This window comes from Streptomyces atratus (assembly GCF_014648655.1).
Classification (GTDB): domain Bacteria; phylum Actinomycetota; class Actinomycetes; order Streptomycetales; family Streptomycetaceae; genus Streptomyces; species Streptomyces atratus.
Window position 1 is genome coordinate 371,400 of record NZ_BMRN01000003.1, and the last position, 20,426, is coordinate 391,825.

General features: G+C 71.5%; 15 protein-coding genes. 10 read left to right on the forward strand and 5 right to left on the reverse strand.

Annotated features, from left to right (window positions below):
• Positions 1–316: 316 nt before the first annotated feature.
• Positions 317–1,909: a DUF5691 domain-containing protein gene (locus IEZ15_RS07370; RefSeq protein ID WP_189275142.1), complete on the reverse strand. Its 1,593-nt coding sequence runs from the start codon at positions 1,907–1,909 to the stop codon at positions 317–319.
• 22 nt (positions 1,910–1,931) lie between these two features.
• Positions 1,932–3,383, reverse strand: a complete 1,452-nt coding sequence (locus IEZ15_RS07375; protein WP_189275144.1) for an SWIM zinc finger family protein — start codon at positions 3,381–3,383, stop codon at positions 1,932–1,934.
• A gap of 132 nt (positions 3,384–3,515) precedes the next feature.
• Between IEZ15_RS07375 and IEZ15_RS07380 the strand changes: the two genes are divergently transcribed.
• The 6 genes from IEZ15_RS07380 to sucD all read left to right on the forward strand — a co-directional run bounded on the left by IEZ15_RS07380 (position 3,516) and on the right by sucD (position 11,987).
• Positions 3,516–3,962: an MmpS family transport accessory protein gene (locus IEZ15_RS07380; protein ID WP_189275146.1), complete on the forward strand. Its 447-nt coding sequence runs from the start codon at positions 3,516–3,518 to the stop codon at positions 3,960–3,962.
• Between the two features lie 111 nt (positions 3,963–4,073).
• Positions 4,074–5,186 carry an ATP-binding protein gene (locus tag IEZ15_RS07385; protein WP_189275148.1) on the forward strand — a complete coding sequence of 371 codons (1,113 nt, stop codon included), beginning with the start codon at positions 4,074–4,076 and terminating at the stop codon, positions 5,184–5,186.
• Positions 5,183–7,654 carry a DUF5682 family protein gene (locus IEZ15_RS07390; RefSeq protein ID WP_189275150.1) on the forward strand — a complete coding sequence of 824 codons (2,472 nt, stop codon included), beginning with the start codon at positions 5,183–5,185 and terminating at the stop codon, positions 7,652–7,654. Before IEZ15_RS07385 ends, IEZ15_RS07390 begins: the two co-directional genes overlap by 4 nt.
• A complete protein-coding gene (locus IEZ15_RS07395; RefSeq protein WP_229845771.1) occupies positions 7,651–8,907 on the forward strand; it encodes a VWA domain-containing protein in 1,257 nt (418 codons plus the stop codon). Before IEZ15_RS07390 ends, IEZ15_RS07395 begins: the two co-directional genes overlap by 4 nt.
• A gap of 992 nt (positions 8,908–9,899) precedes the next feature.
• Complete coding sequence (gene sucC / locus IEZ15_RS07400) at positions 9,900–11,081, forward strand: ADP-forming succinate--CoA ligase subunit beta (protein ID WP_114246182.1); 1,182 nt, start codon at positions 9,900–9,902, stop codon at positions 11,079–11,081.
• A gap of 21 nt (positions 11,082–11,102) precedes the next feature.
• Positions 11,103–11,987, forward strand: a complete 885-nt coding sequence (gene sucD / locus IEZ15_RS07405; protein WP_114246183.1) for a succinate--CoA ligase subunit alpha — start codon at positions 11,103–11,105, stop codon at positions 11,985–11,987.
• A gap of 135 nt (positions 11,988–12,122) precedes the next feature.
• Here sucD and IEZ15_RS07410 read toward each other — a convergent pair whose 3' ends face one another.
• Positions 12,123–12,956 carry an RNA polymerase sigma factor gene (locus IEZ15_RS07410; RefSeq protein WP_189275152.1) on the reverse strand — a complete coding sequence of 278 codons (834 nt, stop codon included), beginning with the start codon at positions 12,954–12,956 and terminating at the stop codon, positions 12,123–12,125.
• Between the two features lie 385 nt (positions 12,957–13,341).
• Between IEZ15_RS07410 and IEZ15_RS07415 the strand changes: the two genes are divergently transcribed.
• Positions 13,342–14,973 carry a cell division protein PerM gene (locus tag IEZ15_RS07415; protein WP_189275380.1) on the forward strand — a complete coding sequence of 544 codons (1,632 nt, stop codon included), beginning with the start codon at positions 13,342–13,344 and terminating at the stop codon, positions 14,971–14,973.
• A 12-nt stretch (positions 14,974–14,985) separates the two neighbouring features.
• Here IEZ15_RS07415 and IEZ15_RS07420 read toward each other — a convergent pair whose 3' ends face one another.
• On the reverse strand, positions 14,986–15,894 hold the full coding sequence (locus tag IEZ15_RS07420; protein WP_189275154.1) for a P-loop NTPase family protein: 909 nt from the start codon (positions 15,892–15,894) through the stop codon (positions 14,986–14,988).
• 331 nt (positions 15,895–16,225) lie between these two features.
• Here IEZ15_RS07420 and purN point away from each other — a divergent pair, with 331 nt between their 5' ends.
• Both purN and purH read left to right on the forward strand, forming a co-directional pair.
• Entirely contained in the window at positions 16,226–16,882 is a 657-nt protein-coding gene (gene purN, locus IEZ15_RS07425) for a phosphoribosylglycinamide formyltransferase (RefSeq protein ID WP_114246185.1), read from the forward strand.
• Positions 16,869–18,422, forward strand: a complete 1,554-nt coding sequence (gene purH, locus IEZ15_RS07430; protein ID WP_114246186.1) for a bifunctional phosphoribosylaminoimidazolecarboxamide formyltransferase/IMP cyclohydrolase — start codon at positions 16,869–16,871, stop codon at positions 18,420–18,422. Before purN ends, purH begins: the two co-directional genes overlap by 14 nt.
• Positions 18,423–18,537: 115 nt before the next feature.
• Here purH and IEZ15_RS07435 read toward each other — a convergent pair whose 3' ends face one another.
• On the reverse strand, positions 18,538–19,311 hold the full coding sequence (locus tag IEZ15_RS07435) for an RDD family protein (protein WP_189275156.1): 774 nt from the start codon (positions 19,309–19,311) through the stop codon (positions 18,538–18,540).
• A gap of 225 nt (positions 19,312–19,536) precedes the next feature.
• Here IEZ15_RS07435 and IEZ15_RS07440 point away from each other — a divergent pair, with 225 nt between their 5' ends.
• The gene (locus tag IEZ15_RS07440; protein ID WP_189275158.1) at positions 19,537–20,400 is read left to right on the forward strand and encodes a bifunctional methylenetetrahydrofolate dehydrogenase/methenyltetrahydrofolate cyclohydrolase; all 864 of its coding nucleotides are present in this window, start codon (positions 19,537–19,539) and stop codon (positions 20,398–20,400) included.
• Positions 20,401–20,426: the final 26 nt, after the last annotated feature.

Genomic DNA, 20,426 nt, shown 5'->3' on the forward strand with positions numbered 1-20,426 from the left:
GGGATCGGCCACTGGCCCCGCCGGACACCTGGGCTCACGACCTCCGCCCAGCCCCGCCCCGGGCCCCGGGCCCCCGAGCCCCCTGGTGCTCGGGACCCCAGGCTTCCCGGCCTCCCCGGCCTGGCACGCCCGTGCCGCTTACCCGGGACCGGGTGACCGAGGCCGACCGGCGGTCTCCGCCGGACACTCGGCTCTCGGGATCCGGCCCACTCGGGCTCCGGTCCCTCCGGGACTCCGGCCCTCGCCCGGGACTCCGGCCCTCGCCCAGGCGCCCGGTTCCCGCCGATTCCCCTCGGGCCGGAGCCCGCCGCTCCCCTCAGCCCGGTATCAGTTCCAGGTCTATCGCTGAGCGCAGCCGCAGTGTGGAGACCAGCCGTTGGAATGCCTCCGACCAGTAACCGTTCGCGCCCGGTGAGGCGTCCTCCGGTTCGTCCGGGGTGGTGGTGAGGACCTCCAGGCGGTCCGCCTCGGCCGGGTTCAGACAGCGCTCGGCGAGGCCCATCACGCCGCTGAAACTCCAGGGATAGCTGCCCGCGTCCCGGGCGATGTCCAGGGCGTCGACGACCGAGCGGCCGAGTGGTTCGGCCCAGGGTGTCGGGCAGACGCCCAGCAACTGGAAGGCCTCCGAAAGTCCGTGCGCCGCGATGAAGTCGGCCACCCATTCGGCCCGTTCGGCTGCGGGAAGTATGGCGAGCAGTTTCGACCGCTCGGCGAGCGACGCCGTACCGGGGCCGTTCGACGGGGGGACGGACGGGGTGCCGAGCAGCGCGCGGGCCCACTTTGGATCCCGCTGCCGCACTGCTGCCCGGCACCATGCCGCGTGCAGTTCCTCGGCCCAGCCGTCGGCCACCGGCAGGCCGACGATCTCCTGTGCGGCGCGGCCACCGAACCGCACCGACCAGGTGGCGAGGGGGGTCGCCTCCACCAACTGGCCGAGCCACCACGACCGTTCGCCCCGCCCGGACGGCGGCACCGCCACCACGCCGTCGCGCTCCATCGACGCATCGCATTCGTGCGGGGCTTCCACGGAGACGGAGGCCTCGTCGCCGGTGAGGCCCGGGCTCACACAGGACATCGCGCGGTCCGCCATCCGTTCGGCGAACGCCGACTCCGGCAGCGCCGACAGCAGTTCGGCAGCAGTCGAGCGGACATTGCGGCTGCGGTCGGAGAGCGCCTGTTCCAGGAAGGTCTCGTCCACTCCGGACAGTCCGGTGCGCAGTGAGTCGAGGAACATCAGCCGGTCCTCGGCGCGCTCGGTGGTCCATGTGGTGGCGAGCAGCGCGAGCGCTTCAGCGGGATCGTGTGTCCGTACGGCCCCGAGCAGGGCGACCCGTTCGGCGAACAGGCCCTCCTCCCACAGCCGGGCGACCGCTTCCGGCTCCGTGACGTCCGGCAGCAACGAGCCGCCGGACGAGCCGCGCAGCGCGAACCTCCACTCGGGGTTCAGCCCGGCCAGCCACAGCCCGCGCGGCCCGGCGAAGGCCAAGGCCTGCGGCCGCAGGTCGGTACGGGACCTGGCCGCGTCCAGCAGGGACGGGAGCAGCGCGGCCGGGGCGCGGTAGCCGTGCTGATTGGCGGTGGCCAGCCACTGCGGGATCAGCTCCGTGAGATCAGGAGCCGTACCCCGCCGGCCGCCCGAGCCGCCCGGTGCCGACCGGTCCGCGAGCAGCTGGGCGAGCCTGCGCCGCGCGGCCGGGGGCAGCGGCGGCCGCGGGTCGGCGGGCGCCGGCTCGGGCCGGGCCGCCGCGGATGCGGGCAGCAGCCCCGCTCTGCGTTGCACGGTGTGGAGCGCCGCCGCATCCAGAAGCCCGCCCGGTCCGCCGCCTCCTTCGGCCGGGCGGCGGTCGGTGCCGAGAAGTGCCGAGGTGACGAGCTCTTCCCAGGGCGCGGGTGTGACGGTGCGAGGCATTGGTCCCCCTTCGAATCCAACGTCAGATGAGCGGCACGATCTCGGACATCGTGTCGATGCTGCTGATCTCGACGCCGTCGGCATCGACTCCGCAGGCTCCGGCGTCCGCGTCCATGGACCAGGCCGCGAGCGGGTCGAACCCGCGGTGGCCGCATTCACCGAAGACCGTGATGGGCGCGCCGCCGGAGAGCGCGACGAGCTTCCACAGGCCGGGCCGGGACAGCGCCGAAGGGGCGACGGGCAGGGCCGCCTCGCCCGCCGCGTCGACCAGCTGCCAGCCGCCCCCGGACGGTACGGGTATGACCTCGCGCAGTGTCACCGGCCGGGCGTCCAGCCAGGGATCGTCCCGCAGGGCGTCTCCGTACGCACCGATCGCGGCCGCCGCCGTACCGCCCGGCGGTGGCGTACCGGTCGGTGACGGGACACCGAACTGCTCTCCCAGCTCCGCCCGTAGCCGGCCGGCGCCCGGATAGGGCGTCATCTCGGCGTCGACCGTGACGCCCACCGGCAGTGCCAGCCCGGGGGCGCGCCCGGCCGCCCCGAAGGAGAGCAGCAGAGCCGTGCGGCCCGAGTCCCTCCCGTACAGCCAGATGCGGCGCGTGACGATCTTGCCGTCCGGGGTGTCGTACTGGGCGAGGACCAGCCAGTGGTCGCGGACCGGTGGGCCCTCGGCGGGGGCGGTCAACCCCACGTGGGTACGGACCGTGGCCGCCAGCGGCTCCGGCAGGCGGTCGATCCCCAGCCATGCGCTGTCCAGCAGGTGGAGCAGCGCGCACTCCTCCAGCAGCCGCACCGGCCAGCCCGGCCCGGACCCCGGGATGGAGCCCAACTCCCGTACCCGGGCGGCAAGTCCTGGCGCCTGGGCGTCGACCATGCGGGCTGCCGTCTCCTCCCACAGCCCGTACCCCGACTGATCGGCCGCTGCCAGACCGCCGCGCAGCAGATCCGTCAGCCGCTGCTCCAGCTCCTGTGCACCGCCGGTGATCCGCCCGGCCCGGCGCTCGGCGCGCCGCCGTGCGGCGTCCGGGTCGGCCGGGCCCGTGGCCGAGGCGCCGCCCGTCGTCGGCCCGCCCTTCTTCCCCATGTCCGCCACACGCTTGCGACGGCCCGTCAGCCACTCACCGGCCCAGTCCGGCACCTCGCCGGCGGGCAGGGCCGATGCGCCGGACGCCCAGACCAGCAGCAGACCCAGCGCGTGCTTGCACGGGAATTTCCGGCTGGGACAACTGCACGTGTACGCGGGACCGGTGGTGTCCACCACCGTTCGATACGGCTTGCTTCCGCTTCCCTTGCACAGCCCCCACACCGCCCCCGAACCGTCACACCCGCCGCCCGACCACGGACCGGCCGAACCGAGATTGCTCCCGGCCCTGCGTGACGTCTCGTCAGGAGCCAGGGCCAGGACCTGCTCCACCGTCCAGCGCGCCGCCGGGTCGGCGGTGTGCAAGGGTTCTCCCCCGTGAGATAGCAGCATGGGAACGACGGTAGAACGCACCACTGACAATCATCCTGACCTGCTGATTTACCGTCACGCACACCACTTGACTTTGCCCACCCTTTGCGATTCGCTGCGAACTCCAGACCTTTGAACCGGGGGGATCGGCTGATGAACCGCACCGTCCGTAACATCCGCAACGTCCGCACCGTTCGCACCGTTCGGACGGCCGTCTGCGCAGCCGTCGTCCTCGGTCTCGCCGTGGGCCTCGGTGCCTGCTCCGAGACCGTCGACCAGGTGGACAAGGCCGTGGACGAGACGTACGAAGTCACCTACGAGGTCACCGGCACGAGCGTGGACGAGATCCAGTTCCACGCGGGCGGAGGCAAGGCCATGGACCCGGAGATCGAGACGGTCAAGTCCCCCGAGCTGCCGTGGCGGAAGACCGTCACCCTGCGCGGGATCATGCCGCCCGCCGTCATGCCGATCGCCCTGGACGAGGACGGGGCCGACGTCACCTGCTCGATCACGTACAAGGGCAAGGTCATCAAGGAGGCCGAGGGTGAGGGCCTCGTCACCGCGGGCGGCTGCGTCGCGGGTTCGCCGGTGACCGGCTGAACGCTCCACCCGTAGCCGCTGAATCGGCCCCGACCGCAGGTCGGGGCCGATTGTCAGTGCCATGGTGCACCGTGGAAACCACATCAGGTCGACCGATCTGGAGGGGGATCCATGACCGTGTCCGAAACCACCGCCGCCATGGGCGTACAGGCCCTGCGACCGCATGCCGAGGATGCCTTCGCCCATGAGCTGAAGGCCCTTGCCGCCGCCGACGACCGCCCGCGGCCCGCCCGTTGGCAGCTGTCCCCGTGGGCCGTCGCCACCTATCTGCTCGGCGGCACACTGCCGGACGGCACGGTGATCACGCCCAAGTACGTCGGTCCGCGCCGCCTCGTCGAAGTCGCCGTGACCACCCTCGCCACCGACCGGGCCCTGCTGCTCCTCGGCGTTCCCGGCACCGCCAAGACCTGGGTCTCCGAGCATCTCGCGGCCGCCGTCAGCGGCGACTCGACGCTGCTCGTCCAGGGCACGGCGGGCACCCCGGAGGAAGCTGTCCGCTACGGCTGGAATTACGCACAACTGCTCGCGCACGGGCCCAGCCGCGACGCCCTGGTGCCGAGTCCGCTCATGCGTGCCATGTCCGACGGCATGACCGCGCGGATCGAGGAACTCACCCGTATCCCCGCCGATGTGCAGGACTCGCTGATCACGATCCTGTCGGAGAAGACGCTCCCCGTCCCCGAACTGGGCCAGGAGGTCCAGGCGGTCCGCGGTTTCAACGTCATCGCCACCGCCAACGACCGCGACCGCGGGGTCAACGAGCTGTCCAGCGCGCTGCGCCGCCGGTTCAACACCGTCGTGCTGCCGCTGCCGGCCACCCCCGACGCAGAGGTCGACATCGTGTCCCGGCGCGTCGACCAGATCGGGCGTTCGCTCGACCTCCCGGCCGCGCCCGACGGCCTGGCCGAGATCCGGCGCGTCGTGACGGTCTTCCGCGAGCTGCGCAACGGAGTCACCACCGACGGCCGTACCAAGCTCAAGTCCCCCTCGGGGACGCTGTCGACGGCCGAGGCGATCTCCGTCGTCACCAACGGCCTGGCGCTGGCCGCGCACTTCGGCGACGGGGTGCTGCGCCCCGGTGATGTGGCGGCGGGCATCCTGGGCGCGGTCGTCCGCGACCCCGCGGCCGACCGGGTGGTCTGGCAGGAGTACCTGGAGACCGTGGTCCGGGAGCGGGACGGGTGGAAGGACTTCTACCGTGCCTGCCGCGAGGTATCCGCATGACCCGGGCCGCGCGGTCCGACGGACCGCTGCTGCTGGGGGTGCGGCACCACGGTCCGGGCTCGGCCCGAGCCGTCCGTGCGGCCCTGGAAGCCGCCCACCCACGGGCGGTGCTGATCGAGGGACCTCCTGAGGGTGACGCACTGCTGCCGCTGGCCGCCGATGAGCAGATGCGGCCGCCGGTCGCGCTTCTTGCCCATGCTGTCGACGACCCGGGGCAGGCGGCGTTCTGGCCGCTGGCCGCGTTCTCGCCCGAGTGGGTCGCGATCCGCTGGGCGCTGGCGCACGACGTCCCGGTCCGCTTCATCGACCTGCCCGCGGCGAACTCCCTGGCCATGGCGCAGGCAGCGGAACGCGAAACGGACCGGTACGGGGACGGGGCCCGGGACGGAGAAGTGGAGGGGAATGGGGGAGTGGACGGGGACGGGGAGCCCGCTGCGGGCGGCTCGCCTGTGCATGCCCCGATCGACCCCATCGGTGTACTGGCCGAGGCGGCGGGTTACGACGATCCGGAGCGCTGGTGGGAGGACGTCGTCGAACACCGCACCCAGGGCGGCGAAGCCGTCGACCCGCGGGCACCGTTCGCCGCGCTCGCCGAGGCGATGACGGCCCTGCGCGAGGTGTACGGGGACGGCGGCCACCCTCGTGACACCGTCCGCGAGGCGTATATGCGCATCCAACTGCGCAAGACGGTGAAGGAGTTCGGGGACGACATCGCGGTCGTCTGCGGTGCCTGGCATGTGCCCGCGCTCGTCACGAGGACCACGCTCGCCGCCGACCGGGCCCTGCTCAAGGGGCTGCCCAAGGTCAAGGCCGAGCTGACCTGGGTGCCCTGGTCGCACCGCCGGCTCGCCCGACACAGCGGATACGGGGCGGGCATCGACTCGCCCGGCTGGTACGGACACCTCTTCGAGACCGCCGACCGTCCGATCGAGCGGTGGATGACCAAGGTAGCCGGACTCCTGCGCGACGAGGACCGGTTCGTCTCGTCCGCCCATGTCATCGAGGCTGTCAGGCTCGCCGAGACCCTCGCCGCCATGCGGGGCCGCCCGCTGGCCGGGCTGAGCGAGACGACCGATGCGATCCGGGCCGTGATGTGCGAAGGCTCCGATGTGCCGCTCGCGCTCGTACAGGACCGGCTGATCGTCGGCGAGACACTCGGCGAAGTGCCGGACACCGCCCCCGCCGTACCCCTGCAGCGCGACCTCACGCGACAGCAGCGCACACTCCGGCTCAAACCGGAGTCGCTGGAGCGGGAGTTGGAGCTCGACCTGCGCAAGGACACCGACGCGGCCCGCAGCCGGCTGCTCCACCGGCTGCGGATCCTCGACGTCGGCTGGGGCGAGCCCGCCGCAGGCCGGGCGAGTACCGGCACCTTCCGGGAGAGCTGGCGGCTGCGCTGGGAACCCGAGCTGTACGTACGGGTCGCGGAGGCCGGGACATGGGGCACCACCGTGCTCTCCGCGGCGACCGCCAAGGCCGAGACCCAGGCGGTTTCGGCGACCGCACTCGCCGAGGTCACCGCACTCGCCGAGCACTGCCTCCTCGCGGAACTGCCCGACGCGCTGCCTGCGGTGATGCGGGCCCTCGCCGACCGCGCCGCACTCGACGCCGACGTCGGCCACCTCGCCGACGCCCTGCCCGCGCTGGCCCGCACCCTGCGCTACGGCGACGTGCGGTCCACGGACACCGCGGCTCTCGGCGAGGTCGCGGCCGGGCTCGCCGAGCGGATCTGCGTCGGGCTCCCTCCCGCCTGCACCGGACTGGACGCCGACGGCGCAGCCGAACTGCGCCGCCGGGTGGACGGGGTCCACACAGCGATCGGGCTGCTCACCGGAGCCGTTCAGGCGGATGCTGACGGGGCCGGGCTGCGTGAGCGCTGGACCGGCGTGCTGCACAAGCTCGCTGCCCGGGACACGGTCGCGGGTGTCATCCGGGGCCGCGCGGCCCGCCTGCTGCTCGACGAAGGACGGCTCGCGGAGGACGACGCGGCACGGCTGATGGGCCTGGCCCTCTCGCCCGGCACACCCCCGGCCGACGCCGCGGCCTGGATCGAGGGGTTCGTCGGCGGAGCCGCCGGGGGCGGCATGCTCCTCGTCCACGACGAGCGACTGCTCGGCCTGGTCGACGCCTGGCTCACCGGGGTTCCAGCCGACACCTTCGCCGATGTGCTGCCCCTGTTGCGCCGCACCTTCTCGGTGTACGAAGCGGGCGTACGGCGCACGCTGGGCGAACTCGTACGGCGCGGTCCGTCCGCCGGGGGACCGACAGCCACCGCCACCGGGACGACGGCACCCGGCTTCGGCCCCGGACTCGACGGAGCCAGGGCCGACGCGGTGGTGCCGGTGCTGCGTCTGCTGCTCGGTCTGGACACCGGCACCGGTCCGGACCCCGGCGGAGCCGACCCGGACAACAGAGATCCGGACGAGAGAGTCGAGAACGCCGAGGAACCGCTGGGGGCAACGGGATGACCACGGACACAGCCGGCACCGCACCGCACCCGGCCCACAGCTCGCCGCCCGGCCCGGCGGACCGCTCGGCACGACCCCGCCCGGAGCCGGGCCCGGCTGACGACGAGCGGCTGCGCCGGTGGCGGCTGGTCCTGGGCGGGGACAGCACAGAGAGCACCGGCTGCACCCTCACCGGACGCGACGCCGCGATGGACGGCGCACTGACCGCACTGTACGGCGGCGGAGGCAGACCCGGGGGCCGGGGCGGGAGCAACCGCTCGGCCGGACTCGGGGCCTCCGCCCCCTCCGTGGCCCGCTGGCTCGGCGACATCCGCACGTACTTCCCCAGCTCCGTCGTGCAGGTCATGCAGCGCGACGCGATCGACCGACTCGGCCTCTCTGCGCTGCTCCTCGAACCGGAGATGCTGGAGGCCGTCGAGGCGGACGTCCATCTCGTCGGAACGCTCCTCTCGCTCAACAAGGTCATGCCGGAGACGACGAAGGAGACCGCAAGAGCCGTCGTGCGCAAGGTCGTCGACGATCTGGAGAAGCGGCTCGCCACCCGCACCCGGGCCACACTCACCGGCGCGCTGGACCGCTCGGCCAGGATCGACCGGCCCCGCCACCACGACATCGACTGGGGGCGGACCATCCGGGCCAACCTCAAGAACTACCTCCCCGAGTACGGCACCGTCGTCCCCGAGCGGCTCATCGGCTACGGGCGGGCCGCGCAGTCCGTGAAGAAGGACGTCATCCTCTGCATCGACCAGTCGGGGTCGATGGCCGCCTCCGTCGTCTACGCCTCCGTCTTCGGCGCGGTGCTCGCCTCCATGCGAACCCTGCAGACCAGGCTTGTCGTCTTCGACACGGCAGTGGTCGACCTCACCGACCAGCTCGACGACCCCGTCGACGTGCTCTTCGGCACCCAGCTCGGCGGCGGCACCGACATCAACCGGGCACTCGCCTACTGCCAGTCGAAGATCTCCCGCCCCGCAGACACCGTCGTCGTCCTCATCAGCGACCTCTACGAGGGCGGCATACGCGACGAGATGCTGAAGCGGGTCGCCGCGATGAAGGCATCCGGCGTGCAGTTCGTGACGCTGCTCGCGCTGTCCGACGAGGGTGCGCCCGCCTACGACCGCGACCATGCGGCGGCCCTCGGGGCCCTGGGCGCACCGGCATTCGCATGCACCCCGGATCTCTTCCCGGAAGTGATGGCAGCGGCGATCGAGAAGCGGCCGCTTCCCGTACCGGACAAGGAGACCCATCAGTAGCAAGGGGCTTGCGCGACCCCGGGAGGTTCGTGCAAGCAGCGTCCCGTCATCTGCGGAGGACCGCATTCCGCGGTCCGCGCCATCAGGAGAGGGCTCATCCCCACGTGACCACCGCAGCCGTTCGTTCCGCCCCACCGGCCCGCGCCCCCGGCGCGGGCCGGTCGGCCGGCGAGCGCTGCAGGTGGTGCTGTTCCCCGGCGGGCTGCCGGCCCTGGGGCTGCTCTTCGGGACGCGGGCCCATGCGGCACAGCAACCCGCTCCGTCGCTTCCCGGCACGGGGGCAACGACCACCCGCGCAGCGGACACCGAAGCGGAATCCGAAGCAGAAATCGCTACGGGCCGGCGCGCACAGCAGTTGAGGGCGTGACGGGCGCGCTCCAGCCGTTCGCCCGGGGGCGTCACCTCCGAGGTGCAGCCGCTCGCCCAGGGACCGGCGGGGGATGCGGTCGCCCCGTTCGCACAGGGTGCCACCGGCCGAGTGATGCCGCTGACGCAGGGCGTCGGAGCCCAGGCGCAGCCGTTCGCCGGCGGCCTCGTCGGTACGGTCGGTGACCACGTCCGTCCCACTGTCGGGAACGCGGCCTACGGCGCCGAGGGTCTGACGTCGATCACTCCGGCGTATGTGACCGATGCGACAGACTCGGTGTCCTCCTTCGGCACCCCCGAGTACCCGGCCCGGAGCGTCCGACACCGGTGGCCCCGGACCGGACCGCCCGATCGGCCCGGTCCGGGGCACGTCCCCGCTGCACCGCACGAGTGCCCTTTTGTCCACTGCGGCCCGGGCACCGGCGGGGTCTGTGACCGTAATCACCGCTCAGGTGTGTTCTGCGATTTAGGGTCCTGCGGAGCGCGGGGATAACCTGCGAGATGGACATGCCGCGTACCCCGGGTCACCGTGTGCGCCTTCCTAGTGACAGAGCAGTCACGTTGCCCCTCGCGGCACGCCCACGCAGAAAACGAACCGCGAGACCACTGAAAAGGGACGGACGCGCGTGGACCTGTTCGAGTACCAGGCGAGGGACCTCTTCGCCAAGCACGGTGTACCGGTGCTGGCCGGTGAAGTCATCGACACGCCTGAGGCAGCCCGCGAGGCGACCGAGCGGCTGGGCGGCAAGTCGGTCGTCAAGGCGCAGGTGAAGGTCGGCGGCCGCGGCAAGGCCGGCGGCGTCAAGCTGGCCGCCACCCCCGACGAGGCGGTCGCCCGCGCGACCGACATCCTCGGCATGGACATCAAGGGCCACACGGTCCACAAGGTGATGATCGCCGAGACCGCGCCGGAGATTCTTGAGGAGTACTACGTCTCGTACCTCCTCGACCGCACCAACCGCACCTTCCTGGCCATGGCCTCGGTGCAGGGCGGCATGGACATCGAGGAGGTCGCGGAGAAGACCCCCGAGGCCCTCGCGAAGGTCCCGGTCGACTCCAACACCGGTGTCACGATCGAGAAGGCCCGCGAGATCGTCGCCCAGGCGAAGTTCCCGGCCGAGGTGGCCGAGAAGGTCGCCGAGGTCATGGTGACGCTGTGGGACACCTTCGTCGCCGAGGACGCGCTCCTCGTCGAGGTCAACCCGCTCGCCAAGGTCGCCTCCGGCGACGTCCTGGCGCTGGACGGCAAGGTGTCTCTCGACGAGAACGCCGACTTCCGTCAGCCCGAGCACGAGGCGCTCGAGGACAAGGACGCAGCCAACCCGCTCGAGGCTGCCGCCAAGGCCAAGAACCTCAACTACGTCAAGCTCGACGGCGAGGTCGGCATCATCGGTAACGGTGCCGGTCTGGTCATGTCGACCCTGGACGTCGTCGCGTACGCCGGTGAGAACCACGGCAACGTGAAGCCCGCCAACTTCCTCGACATCGGTGGCGGCGCCTCCGCAGAGGTCATGGCGAACGGCCTGGAGATCATCCTCGGCGACCCGGACGTCAAGTCCGTCTTCGTCAACGTCTTCGGTGGCATCACCGCGTGCGACGAGGTCGCCAACGGCATCGTCCAGGCTCTTGCGCTGCTCAAGAGCAAGGGCGAAGAGGTCACCAAGCCGCTGGTCGTGCGCCTCGACGGCAACAACGCGGAGCTGGGTCGCAAGATCCTTTCCGATGCCAACCACCCGCTGGTGCAGCGTGTGGACACCATGGACGGCGCGGCCGACAAGGCCGCTGAGCTCGCCGCGGCTGCGAAGTAAGGGACGAGGGACTCCAACACCATGGCTATCTTCCTCACCAAGGACAGCAAGGTCATCGTCCAGGGGATGACCGGTGCCACCGGCATGAAGCACACCAAGCTCATGCTGGGCGACGGCACCAACATCGTCGGCGGCGTGAACCCGCGCAAGGCCGGCACGACCGTCGACTTCGACGGCACCGAGGTACCCGTCTTCGGCTCCGTCGCCGAGGCGATGGAGAAGACCGGCGCCGACGTGTCCGTCCTCTTCGTGCCGCCGGCCTTCGCGAAGGCCGCCGTCGTCGAGGCGATCGACGCCGAGATCCCCCTCGCCGTCGTGATCACCGAGGGCATCGCCGTCCACGACTCGGCCGCCTTCTGGGCGTACGCCGGTTCGAAGGGCAACAAGACCCGGATCATCGGCCCGAACTGCCCCGGCCTGATCACCCCCGGCCAGTCCAACGCCGGCATCATCCCGGGCGACATCACCAAGCCCGGCCGCATCGGTCTCGTGTCGAAGTCCGGCACGCTGACCTACCAGATGATGTACGAGCTGCGTGACATCGGCTTCTCGTCCGCCGTCGGCATCGGTGGCGACCCGGTCATCGGCACGACGCACATCGACGCCCTCGCGGCGTTCGAGGCCGACCCCGAGACGGACCTGATCGTCATGATCGGCGAGATCGGCGGCGACGCCGAGGAGCGTGCGGCGGACTTCATCGCGAAGAACGTCACCAAGCCGGTCGTCGGTTACGTCGCGGGCTTCACCGCCCCCGAGGGCAAGACCATGGGCCACGCCGGCGCCATCGTCTCCGGCTCCTCCGGCACCGCGCAGGCGAAGAAGGAGGCCCTCGAGGCCGCCGGCGTCAAGGTCGGCAAGACGCCGACCGAGACCGCCAAGCTGGCGCGCGAGATCCTCGGCGCCTGATCGCTTCACCGCGACGGAGCAGCACCGCAGTATCGCGTCACCGCACAGACGGCGCGGGCCCGTACCCCGGTCAGGGGTACGGGCCCGCGCCGTCTGTGTTTCTCCGTCCGGCCGCCCGTTTGCCGGTGCTCCCGGTCAGCCGGCATCGGGGACCAGCCGGGCCGGACCCCGTACGAGCTCGCCCTGAAGCTTCTTCCGCAGATTCAGGTCCTGCGGCGTCAGCTTCTGCGGGCCACCTCGTGGCGGCACCCCGCCGACCTGCTGAGCGGGCGACTGCGGGGTTTCGTACCGGGACGGAGCCGTCGCCAGGGTGAACAGCGTCAGACCGATGATCAGCAGCGTGAAGGAGATGGCCGCTCTGGTCCATACCCGGGCCCTGCGCTCGCTGTCCCTGCGGATCGCGTCGGGCGAGGGGAGCGAATCGGGGGGCTGGGCCCGGGCGAGTGCGCCGAGCTGTTGATGCAGGAGAGCCGACTGCTCGGTGGGGGACGACGGCTCCGCCGGCTCGGGCAGCCGCTCGGCGACCGCGGCACGTGCGTTCATCAGCCTGCTCGCCGTCGCCGGGGTGCTGGCCTCCGTCTCCGCCGCGGTCTCCGGAAGATCCAGGCCGACACCGTCGTAGAGCAGCAGGGTGCGGCGGTACGACGGCGGCAGGTCGAGCAGCGCGCCGAGCAGTGCGCGCGCACCGGGTTCGGCGGGCGGTGGGTCGAGGGGGCGGTGCGGGCGGCGCAGCCGGTGCCAGGGCGACATCGCGTACTCGTACGCGGCGGCCCGCACCCAGCCCGCCGGATCACGGTCCACCGCGACCTCCGGCCAGTGTTCCCAGGCCCGCGCGAAGGCCCGCGCGACGGACTCCTGGGAGAGGTTCCGACGCCCGGTCAGCAGAAACGTCTGGCGGAAAAGGGTGGCGGCGCAGCTCTTGTACAAGGCATCGAACGCCTCGGCCGGCGCTCCAGATGCTTCAGGCATTTCAGGTGCTTCAGGCGCGGCACGGGTGGCGGATGGGCTGTCCGTGACAGATGTGCCGGATGCGTCGTGCTTGTCCGGCAGTTCGGGGGTGGTGCCCGGCTCGGTCGGGGCCATGGCGGTGCTCCCAGTGGCTTCGACGGGGGTCGGCGGACGGGACAGCGGTTGTTTCGTGGCGGTCACCGGCTTGGACAGCCTCGCGACCGCCGCCGGTGTCGCCGGGCGGGCCGCCCGTTCGGCGCATCGGACGAACTCTCTGTCATGAAAGACCCCTTGAGGGCCCGTACTGGGTGAAAAAGTACATAAACGTATATTGAGCGACACAGCGGTCGTTCGCCTGTTACACGGAATAAGCGCGTGTCGTTGGGAGCATTGCCGTGTGACCCAAGTGACCGAACGCAGCCCGTCGTTGTCGGCAGAGCAGGGCCGGTCCGCCGTTCTGGCCTTCGCCTTCCTGCGTGGGGCGCTTGCGGCCGGGCTGGGGCTGAGCGCACTCGCCGTGCTCGTCATGATGCTGTGGATCAGCTCCCCGACTCCCGACAACGGCCCCGGCGGGGCCCTCCATACGGCGGCCGCGCTCTGGCTGCTCGCCCACGGTGCCGAGCTGATCAGAACCGACACGCTCGGCGGAGCCCCTGCTCCGGTCGGCCTCGTCCCGCTGCTGCTCGCCGTGATGCCGGTGTGGCTGGTGCACCGTGCGGCCCGGGATGCCCTGGAGCCCGTCGAGGGGCGCCCGGCGCCCCCGGCCGCGGGCGCGTTCGCCATGGTCAGCGGCGGATATCTGCTGGTCGGAGCCGCTGTCACGTTCTATGCGCGGGGTGGCTCGCTGTCCGTGTACGCACCGTCGTTGCTCTTCCCTTCGGCCGTTGTGGTGATGGGTGCGGCGGCTGCCGGGGTCTGGACGGCATCGGGGTACCCGATCGCACCGCCGTCCTGGGCGCCGGTGCGCCTGCACGAGAAGCTGGCGCGTACCCGGTTCAGGGAGCGCGCGGAGACGGTGTGCCGGTCGGCCATGGCCGGGATGACGGTGCTGCTCGGTGGCGGGGCGCTGCTCGTCGCGGTGGCGCTGGTGTGGCATGCGCAGGCGGTTCAGCAGTCGTTCGTCCAGCTCTCGGGCGACGGGGAGGGCCGGGTCCTGGTATTGCTGCTCGCGTTGGTGCTGGTGCCGAACGCGGCGGTGTGGGGTGCCGCGTACGGACTCGGGCCGGGCTTTGCGCTCGGTACGGCGTCCGCGGTCACCCCGCTCGCCTTCTCGGGGCGCCCGGCGCTGCCCGTTTTCCCGTTGCTCGCCGCGGTGCCGGCCCAGGGTCCGGGGACGGTCCTGAACTGGGCGGCCGGGGCGGTGCCGGTCGCGGCCGGTGTGACGGTCGCCTGGTTCACGGTACGGCGGGCCGCGCCCGCCCATGCCGGGCGGGAGGAGGCGTGGAGCCTGCGGGAGACCGCCCTGACGGCCGGCCTGGGAGCGGTGGGGTGCGGGGTCGGCACGGCGGCGCTGGCCGCGGCCGCGGGGGGACCGCTCGGCACCGGGGCTCTGGCGGAGTTCGGCCCGGTCTGGTGGCTGACGGGTGTGGCGGCCCTGGCGTGGACGGCGCTGCTCGGCGTTCCCGTGGCGCTGCTGCTCCGGGCCTGGCGGCTGCGGGGCGGCGACGGGGGATGGCGGGTGGCGGGGGAGGCGGCAGCGGTGGAGCGCGCGCCCGCGGCTCAGGCGCCTGCGAAGGGCCCCGGGCAGGTGCCTCAGGGGCCGGGTGGCGGCGGCCGGCGGTGGTGGAAGCGGTCCGGGCGCCGGGGCGAGGACGAGGTGGCCGAGGCGGTGCCCGGACCGGGGATCGTTCGCGTATCCGTCCGAGCTTCGGGGGGCGTACTCGCTGCGGCGGCTTCCCCCGCAAACGGCGGCGCCGTGCCGGCGTCCGCGGCGGACGCGAGGAGCGACGACTCCGAGCTGTACGACTTCCTGCCGACCGACCCCTGGCACGAACGGACGGCCCTGCCGGGGGAGGCTGGGCCGTCCGTGGATCCGTAAATCCGTGAAGTGTCAGTTCTTGACGCCGAAGAAGGGCTCCAGCGGCTTCGGCAGCAGGTCGTTGCAGGCCAGCTGGCCGGACTTGGTCAGGGCGTCGTTCACACAGGTGTAGTAGTCGCGGTAGACGAGCTGCACCGTGAACGTCGTCGCGACGATCGAGAGTGCGAGCAGCGCCGTCACCAGGCCGCTGACCGCAGCCGTGGTCTGCTGCCTCCCGTAGCCAGGAGCGGCGGGGGTGCCGGGCGTGGACGCCGGAACACGCCCGGAACCGGAACCCTGGAGGGGGCCGGCGGCCGGCGTACCGGACGCCGCGGCCGTCCCGGGTGCTCCGGCGGAGCCGGGCGCGGACGCGCCGTTCGACTTCGCCCGGAGCGAGCTGATCGACCAGTACACGGCGAGTACGCCGAGTAGCAGGGCGATCTCCGGGAAGTCGAAGAGTGCGAAGAAGAAGGCCCACATGCCGCAGAGCAACGCGTAGCGCGCGCGGCGCTGGGCGGGGTCGGTCGGATCCCAGCGCAGTCCGCCGGAGCTGCCCCCGGGGCCGCCCTGGCCCCCCGGGCGGCCGCCGAAGCCGCCGCCCTGGCGACCGGGCTGTCGGCTGCTCCACTGGCTGCCCCAGACCGGCCGGTCGTCGGAGGAGTCGCCCTCGGGTGACCCGTCGCCGTTGCCCCGGCCCCCGTTCCCCTGGTTGTTCCCGTTGCCGTTTTTGGCGTCAGAAGGGTGGCGGGGCTGCCAGGGCTGATCGGGCCGGTCCTCGGGCGGTGCGGCGAACGGGTTGTCGCCCGCGGGACCGGAAGACCCCGGCGAACGGGAGGAACCGGAGGGGGAAGGGCCCGTGGGGGACTGGCGCTCCCGCAGCATCAGTGGGGTCCGCTCGGGCAGCGGGTGGCGGGAGGCGGTGCGGCGGCGTCGGTCCGGCATATGGTGAACGTCTTCCCCATCTCGTCATTTCCGCCCTGCGGACGGTTCCCTGTCCCCTGACGCTACCTCCCGGCCAGGAGGAGCCGAAAGCTGGGAGCGCGGCTCAGGTGGCCGATACCCGTCACCACGGACCCTCTCGCGCTTCGCCGCGGCCGACCCGCAGTCGGCCTGCGGCCTCTCACCCCCGTCCCGTGGGGGTCCCCCGAGGTGCCGGTATCGTTGCTGGCGGTCGGCTCGTTCGTAGAGTTCCCCGTATCGAGGGGCTCGATTCTTTCGTACGACCATACAAATCAGCGTTGCTCTGCTTCACCACGCGAGAAAGGGCCCAGCCGTGGCCTCCCCGCCCCCCTCCGCCGCACCGGCCCGTCTGGTCGTGCTGGTCTCCGGCTCCGGTACGAATCTCCAAGCCCTGCTCGACGCCATCGGTGACGACCCCGAGGGCTTCGGCGCACAGGTCGTCGCGGTCGGCGCCGACCGCTCCGGCATCGTCGGCCTGGAGCGGGCGGAGCGCGCCGGACTGCCGACCTTCGTGTGCAGGGTCAAGGATCATGCCACCCGCGAGGAGTGGGACGCGGCACTCGCGGCCGCGACGGCCGAGCACCGCCCGGACCTCGTGGTGTCCGCGGGATTCATGAAGATCGTGGGCAAGGAGTTCCTCGCCCGGTTCGGCGGCCGGTTCATCAACACCCACCCCGCCCTGCTCCCCAGCTTTCCCGGTGCCCATGGGGTGCGTGACGCACTCGCGTACGGCGTGAAGGTCACCGGGTGCACCGTCCACTTCGTCGACGACGGCGTCGACACCGGTCCGATCATCGCGCAGGGCGTGGTCGAGGTGGCCGAAGAGGACACGGCGGAGGGCGAAGCCGCTCTCCACGAACGCATCAAGGAAGTCGAGCGCAAGCTGCTCGTCGAGGCCGTGGGGCGGCTCGCCCGTGACGGCTATCGCATTGAGGGACGAAAGGTTCATCTCGGTCATGTCGGTGAATAAGCCCATCCGCCGCGCCCTGGTCAGTGTCTACGACAAGACGGGGCTCGAAGACCTCGCCCGCGGTCTGCACGAGGCGGGTGTCGAGCTCGTCTCCACCGGCTCCACCGCCGGGAGGATCGCTGCTGCCGGGGTGCCGGTCACCAAGGTCGAGGAGCTCACCGGTTTCCCCGAGTGCCTCGACGGCCGCGTCAAGACGCTGCACCCGCGCGTCCACGCCGGCATCCTCGCGGACCTGCGCCTGGACGCCCACCGTGAGCAGCTCGCCGAGCTGGGTGTGGAGCCTTTCGACCTGGTGGTCGTCAACCTGTACCCGTTCAAGGAGACCGTCGCCTCCGGCGCGTCCGCCGACGAGTGCGTGGAGCAGATCGACATCGGCGGACCGTCCATGGTCCGCGCCGCCGCCAAGAACCACCCGTCCGTGGCCGTCGTCACCAGCCCCGAGCGGTACGCCGACGTCCTCGCCGCGGTCAAGGCGGGGGGCTTCGACCTGACCGCCCGCAAGCGCCTGGCCGCCGAGGCGTTCCAGCACACCGCCGCGTACGACGTGGCCGTGGCCTCCTGGTTCGCCGACGACTACGCTGCGGCCGACGACTCGGGCTTCCCGGACTTCTTCGGTGCTACGTATGAGCGCAGCAACGTCCTGCGGTACGGCGAGAACCCGCACCAGCCCGCCGCGCTCTACACCTCCGGCGCCGGTGGTCTGGCCGAGGCGGAGCAGCTGCACGGCAAGGAGATGTCGTACAACAACTACACGGACACCGACGCCGCGCGCCGGGCCGCGTACGACCACGCCGAGCCGTGCGTCGCGATCATCAAGCACGCCAACCCGTGCGGCATCGCGATCGCCGACGACGTCGCCGAGGCCCACCGCAACGCGCACGCCTGTGACCCGCTGTCGGCCTTCGGCGGTGTCATCGCCGTCAACCGTCCGGTGACCGTCGCCATGGCCGAGCAGGTCGCGGAGATCTTCACCGAGGTCATCGTCGCCCCGGCGTACGAAGACGGCGCGGTCGAGATCCTGGCCCGCAAGAAGAATATCCGTGTGCTGCGCTGCCCCGACGCCCCGACCGCCCCGGTCGAGGTCAAGCCGATCGACGGCGGTGCGCTGCTCCAGGTCACCGACCGCCTCCAGGCCGAGGGCGACGACCCGGCCAACTGGACCCTCGCCACCGGTGAGGCCCTGACCGCGGACGAGCTGAAGGAGCTCGCCTTCGCGTGGAAGGCCTGCCGCGCGGTCAAGTCCAACGCGATCCTGCTCGCCAAGGACGGCGCCTCGGTCGGCGTCGGCATGGGCCAGGTCAACCGCGTCGACTCCGCGAAGCTGGCCGTCGAGCGGGCGGGCGAGGAGCGCGCCCGCGGTGCGTACGCCGCCTCCGACGCGTTCTTCCCGTTCCCGGACGGGCTGGAGATCCTGACCGCCGCGGGCATCAAGGCCGTGGCCCAGCCGGGCGGTTCGGTCCGTGACGAGCTGGTCGTCGAGGCCGCGAAGAAGGCGGGCGTGACGATGTACTTCACGGGTACGCGCCACTTCTTCCACTGACACGAGTCGCACCCGGGCAGCCCGGGTAAGACGGAAGGCCGCCAACCCCCCCCGGAACGATCGGGGGATTGGCGGCCTTCGCCATGCAGTGAGGGTGGTTACACCTTCAGCATGCTCACTTCGTCTTGATGACGATCGTGCTGCCCGCGCGGTCGTGCCAGCCCTGGAGCTTGCCCGAGTTGTCGAAGAAGGGGGAGAGGTAGACCAGCAGCGTGCCGAGACCGCAGAAGAGCGAGCCGACCATCGGGATGATCCAGCGGATGAAGCCCGCACCCAGACCGGGGGCCTGGCCGGTGCTCTCCTTGACGACCTTGACGTTGAGGACCATCTTGCCGAGCGTGGCGCCCCAGATGGAGACCATCAGCCACTCGTAGAGCAGCGCGATCAGCGCGAACACGGCGATGAAGCCGAAGAAGCCCGCGACGATGCCGACGCTGGCGTCGGCCGCGTCGTTCATGCACTGGGTGTAGGACTCGGTGCCGTACGAGTAGCTGCTGCAGTCGTCGATGGACTTCGAGGCGCCCACGAGGCCCGCGACGCCGATCGCCGAGAAGATCATGTAGAGGATGAAGTACGCGACACCGTCCAGGGCACGCGCGCCCAGGCGACGCCCCATCGTGGCGAGTTCGACGGTGCCGAGGCCCGCGACGTTGATGTAGCCGTTGTTGGCCTGGAGGGTGCCGCCCGGCTGCTGGGGCGGGTAGCCGTAACCCGGCTGGCCCGGCTGCTGGCCCGGCTGCTGCGGGTAGCCGTAGCCCGGCTGGCCCTGCGGCGGCACGCCCTGAGGTGCCTGCTGCGGGTAGCCGTAACCGGGCTGGCCCTGCGGCGGCTGGTTCGGCTGCTGGCCGTAGGGGTTGTTCGGATTCGGGTTCGGGTCGCCGAAACTCATCTGGGCGTTCCTCCAACGTGCATGCGGGGACGATGCGGCCGCACGGAGGAAAGAAAGGTCAGTGGTCCGCCCCCCGGTACTACTGCGGCACTGCGGCAATAATCGTTATAAACGAAATGTAAGTTTGTCCAGTCGCGGCGCTTGCTTGTTGCGCAAGTGCAACATCGCGCCAACGTCCGAGGCCTGAATTGGTACGCGGGTGGGGTCATCCGCGAGTATGGGGACATGACTGCCCAGATTCTCGATGGCAAGGCCACCGCAGCCGCGATCAAGTCCGATCTCACCGTCCGCGTGGCGGCCCTCAAGGCACAGGGCATCACCCCTGGCCTGGGAACCCTGCTCGTCGGGGACGACCCGGGCAGCCGGTGGTACGTGAACGGCAAGCACCGTGACTGCGCACAGGTCGGCATCGGCTCCATCCAGCGCGAACTCCCCGACACCGCCACCCAGGAGGAGATCGAGGACGTCGTACGGGAGCTCAACGCCAACCCCGAGTGCACGGGGTACATCGTGCAGCTTCCCCTGCCCAAGGGGATCGACACCAACCGCGTCCTGGAACTGATGGATCCGGCCAAGGACGCCGACGGCCTCCACCCGATGAACCTCGGGCGGCTCGTACTGAACGAGACGGGCCCGCTGCCCTGCACCCCGCAGGGCGTCGTCCAACTGCTCCGCCACCACGACGTGGAGATCAACGGGGCACACGTCGTGGTCGTCGGCCGCGGTGTCACCATCGGCCGCTCGATCCCGCTGCTGCTGACCCGGAAGTCCGAGAACGCCACCGTCACCCAGTGCCACACCGGTACGCGTGACCTCTCCGCCCAGCTCAAGCAGGCCGACATCATCGTCGCCGCCGCCGGAGTGCCGCACATCATCAAGCCCGAGGACGTGAAGCCGGGCGCGGCCGTGCTCGACGTCGGCGTCAGCCGGGACGAGCACGGCAAGATCGTCGGGGACGTGCACCCTGGCGTGGCCGAGGTCGCCGCCTGGATCTCCCCGAACCCGGGCGGTGTCGGCCCGATGACCCGCGCCCAGCTGCTCGTCAACGTGGTCGAGGCGGCCGAGCGCAACGCAGCCGACGCCGTCTGAGCCGGCTGACCCGATCCGGAAGGAAC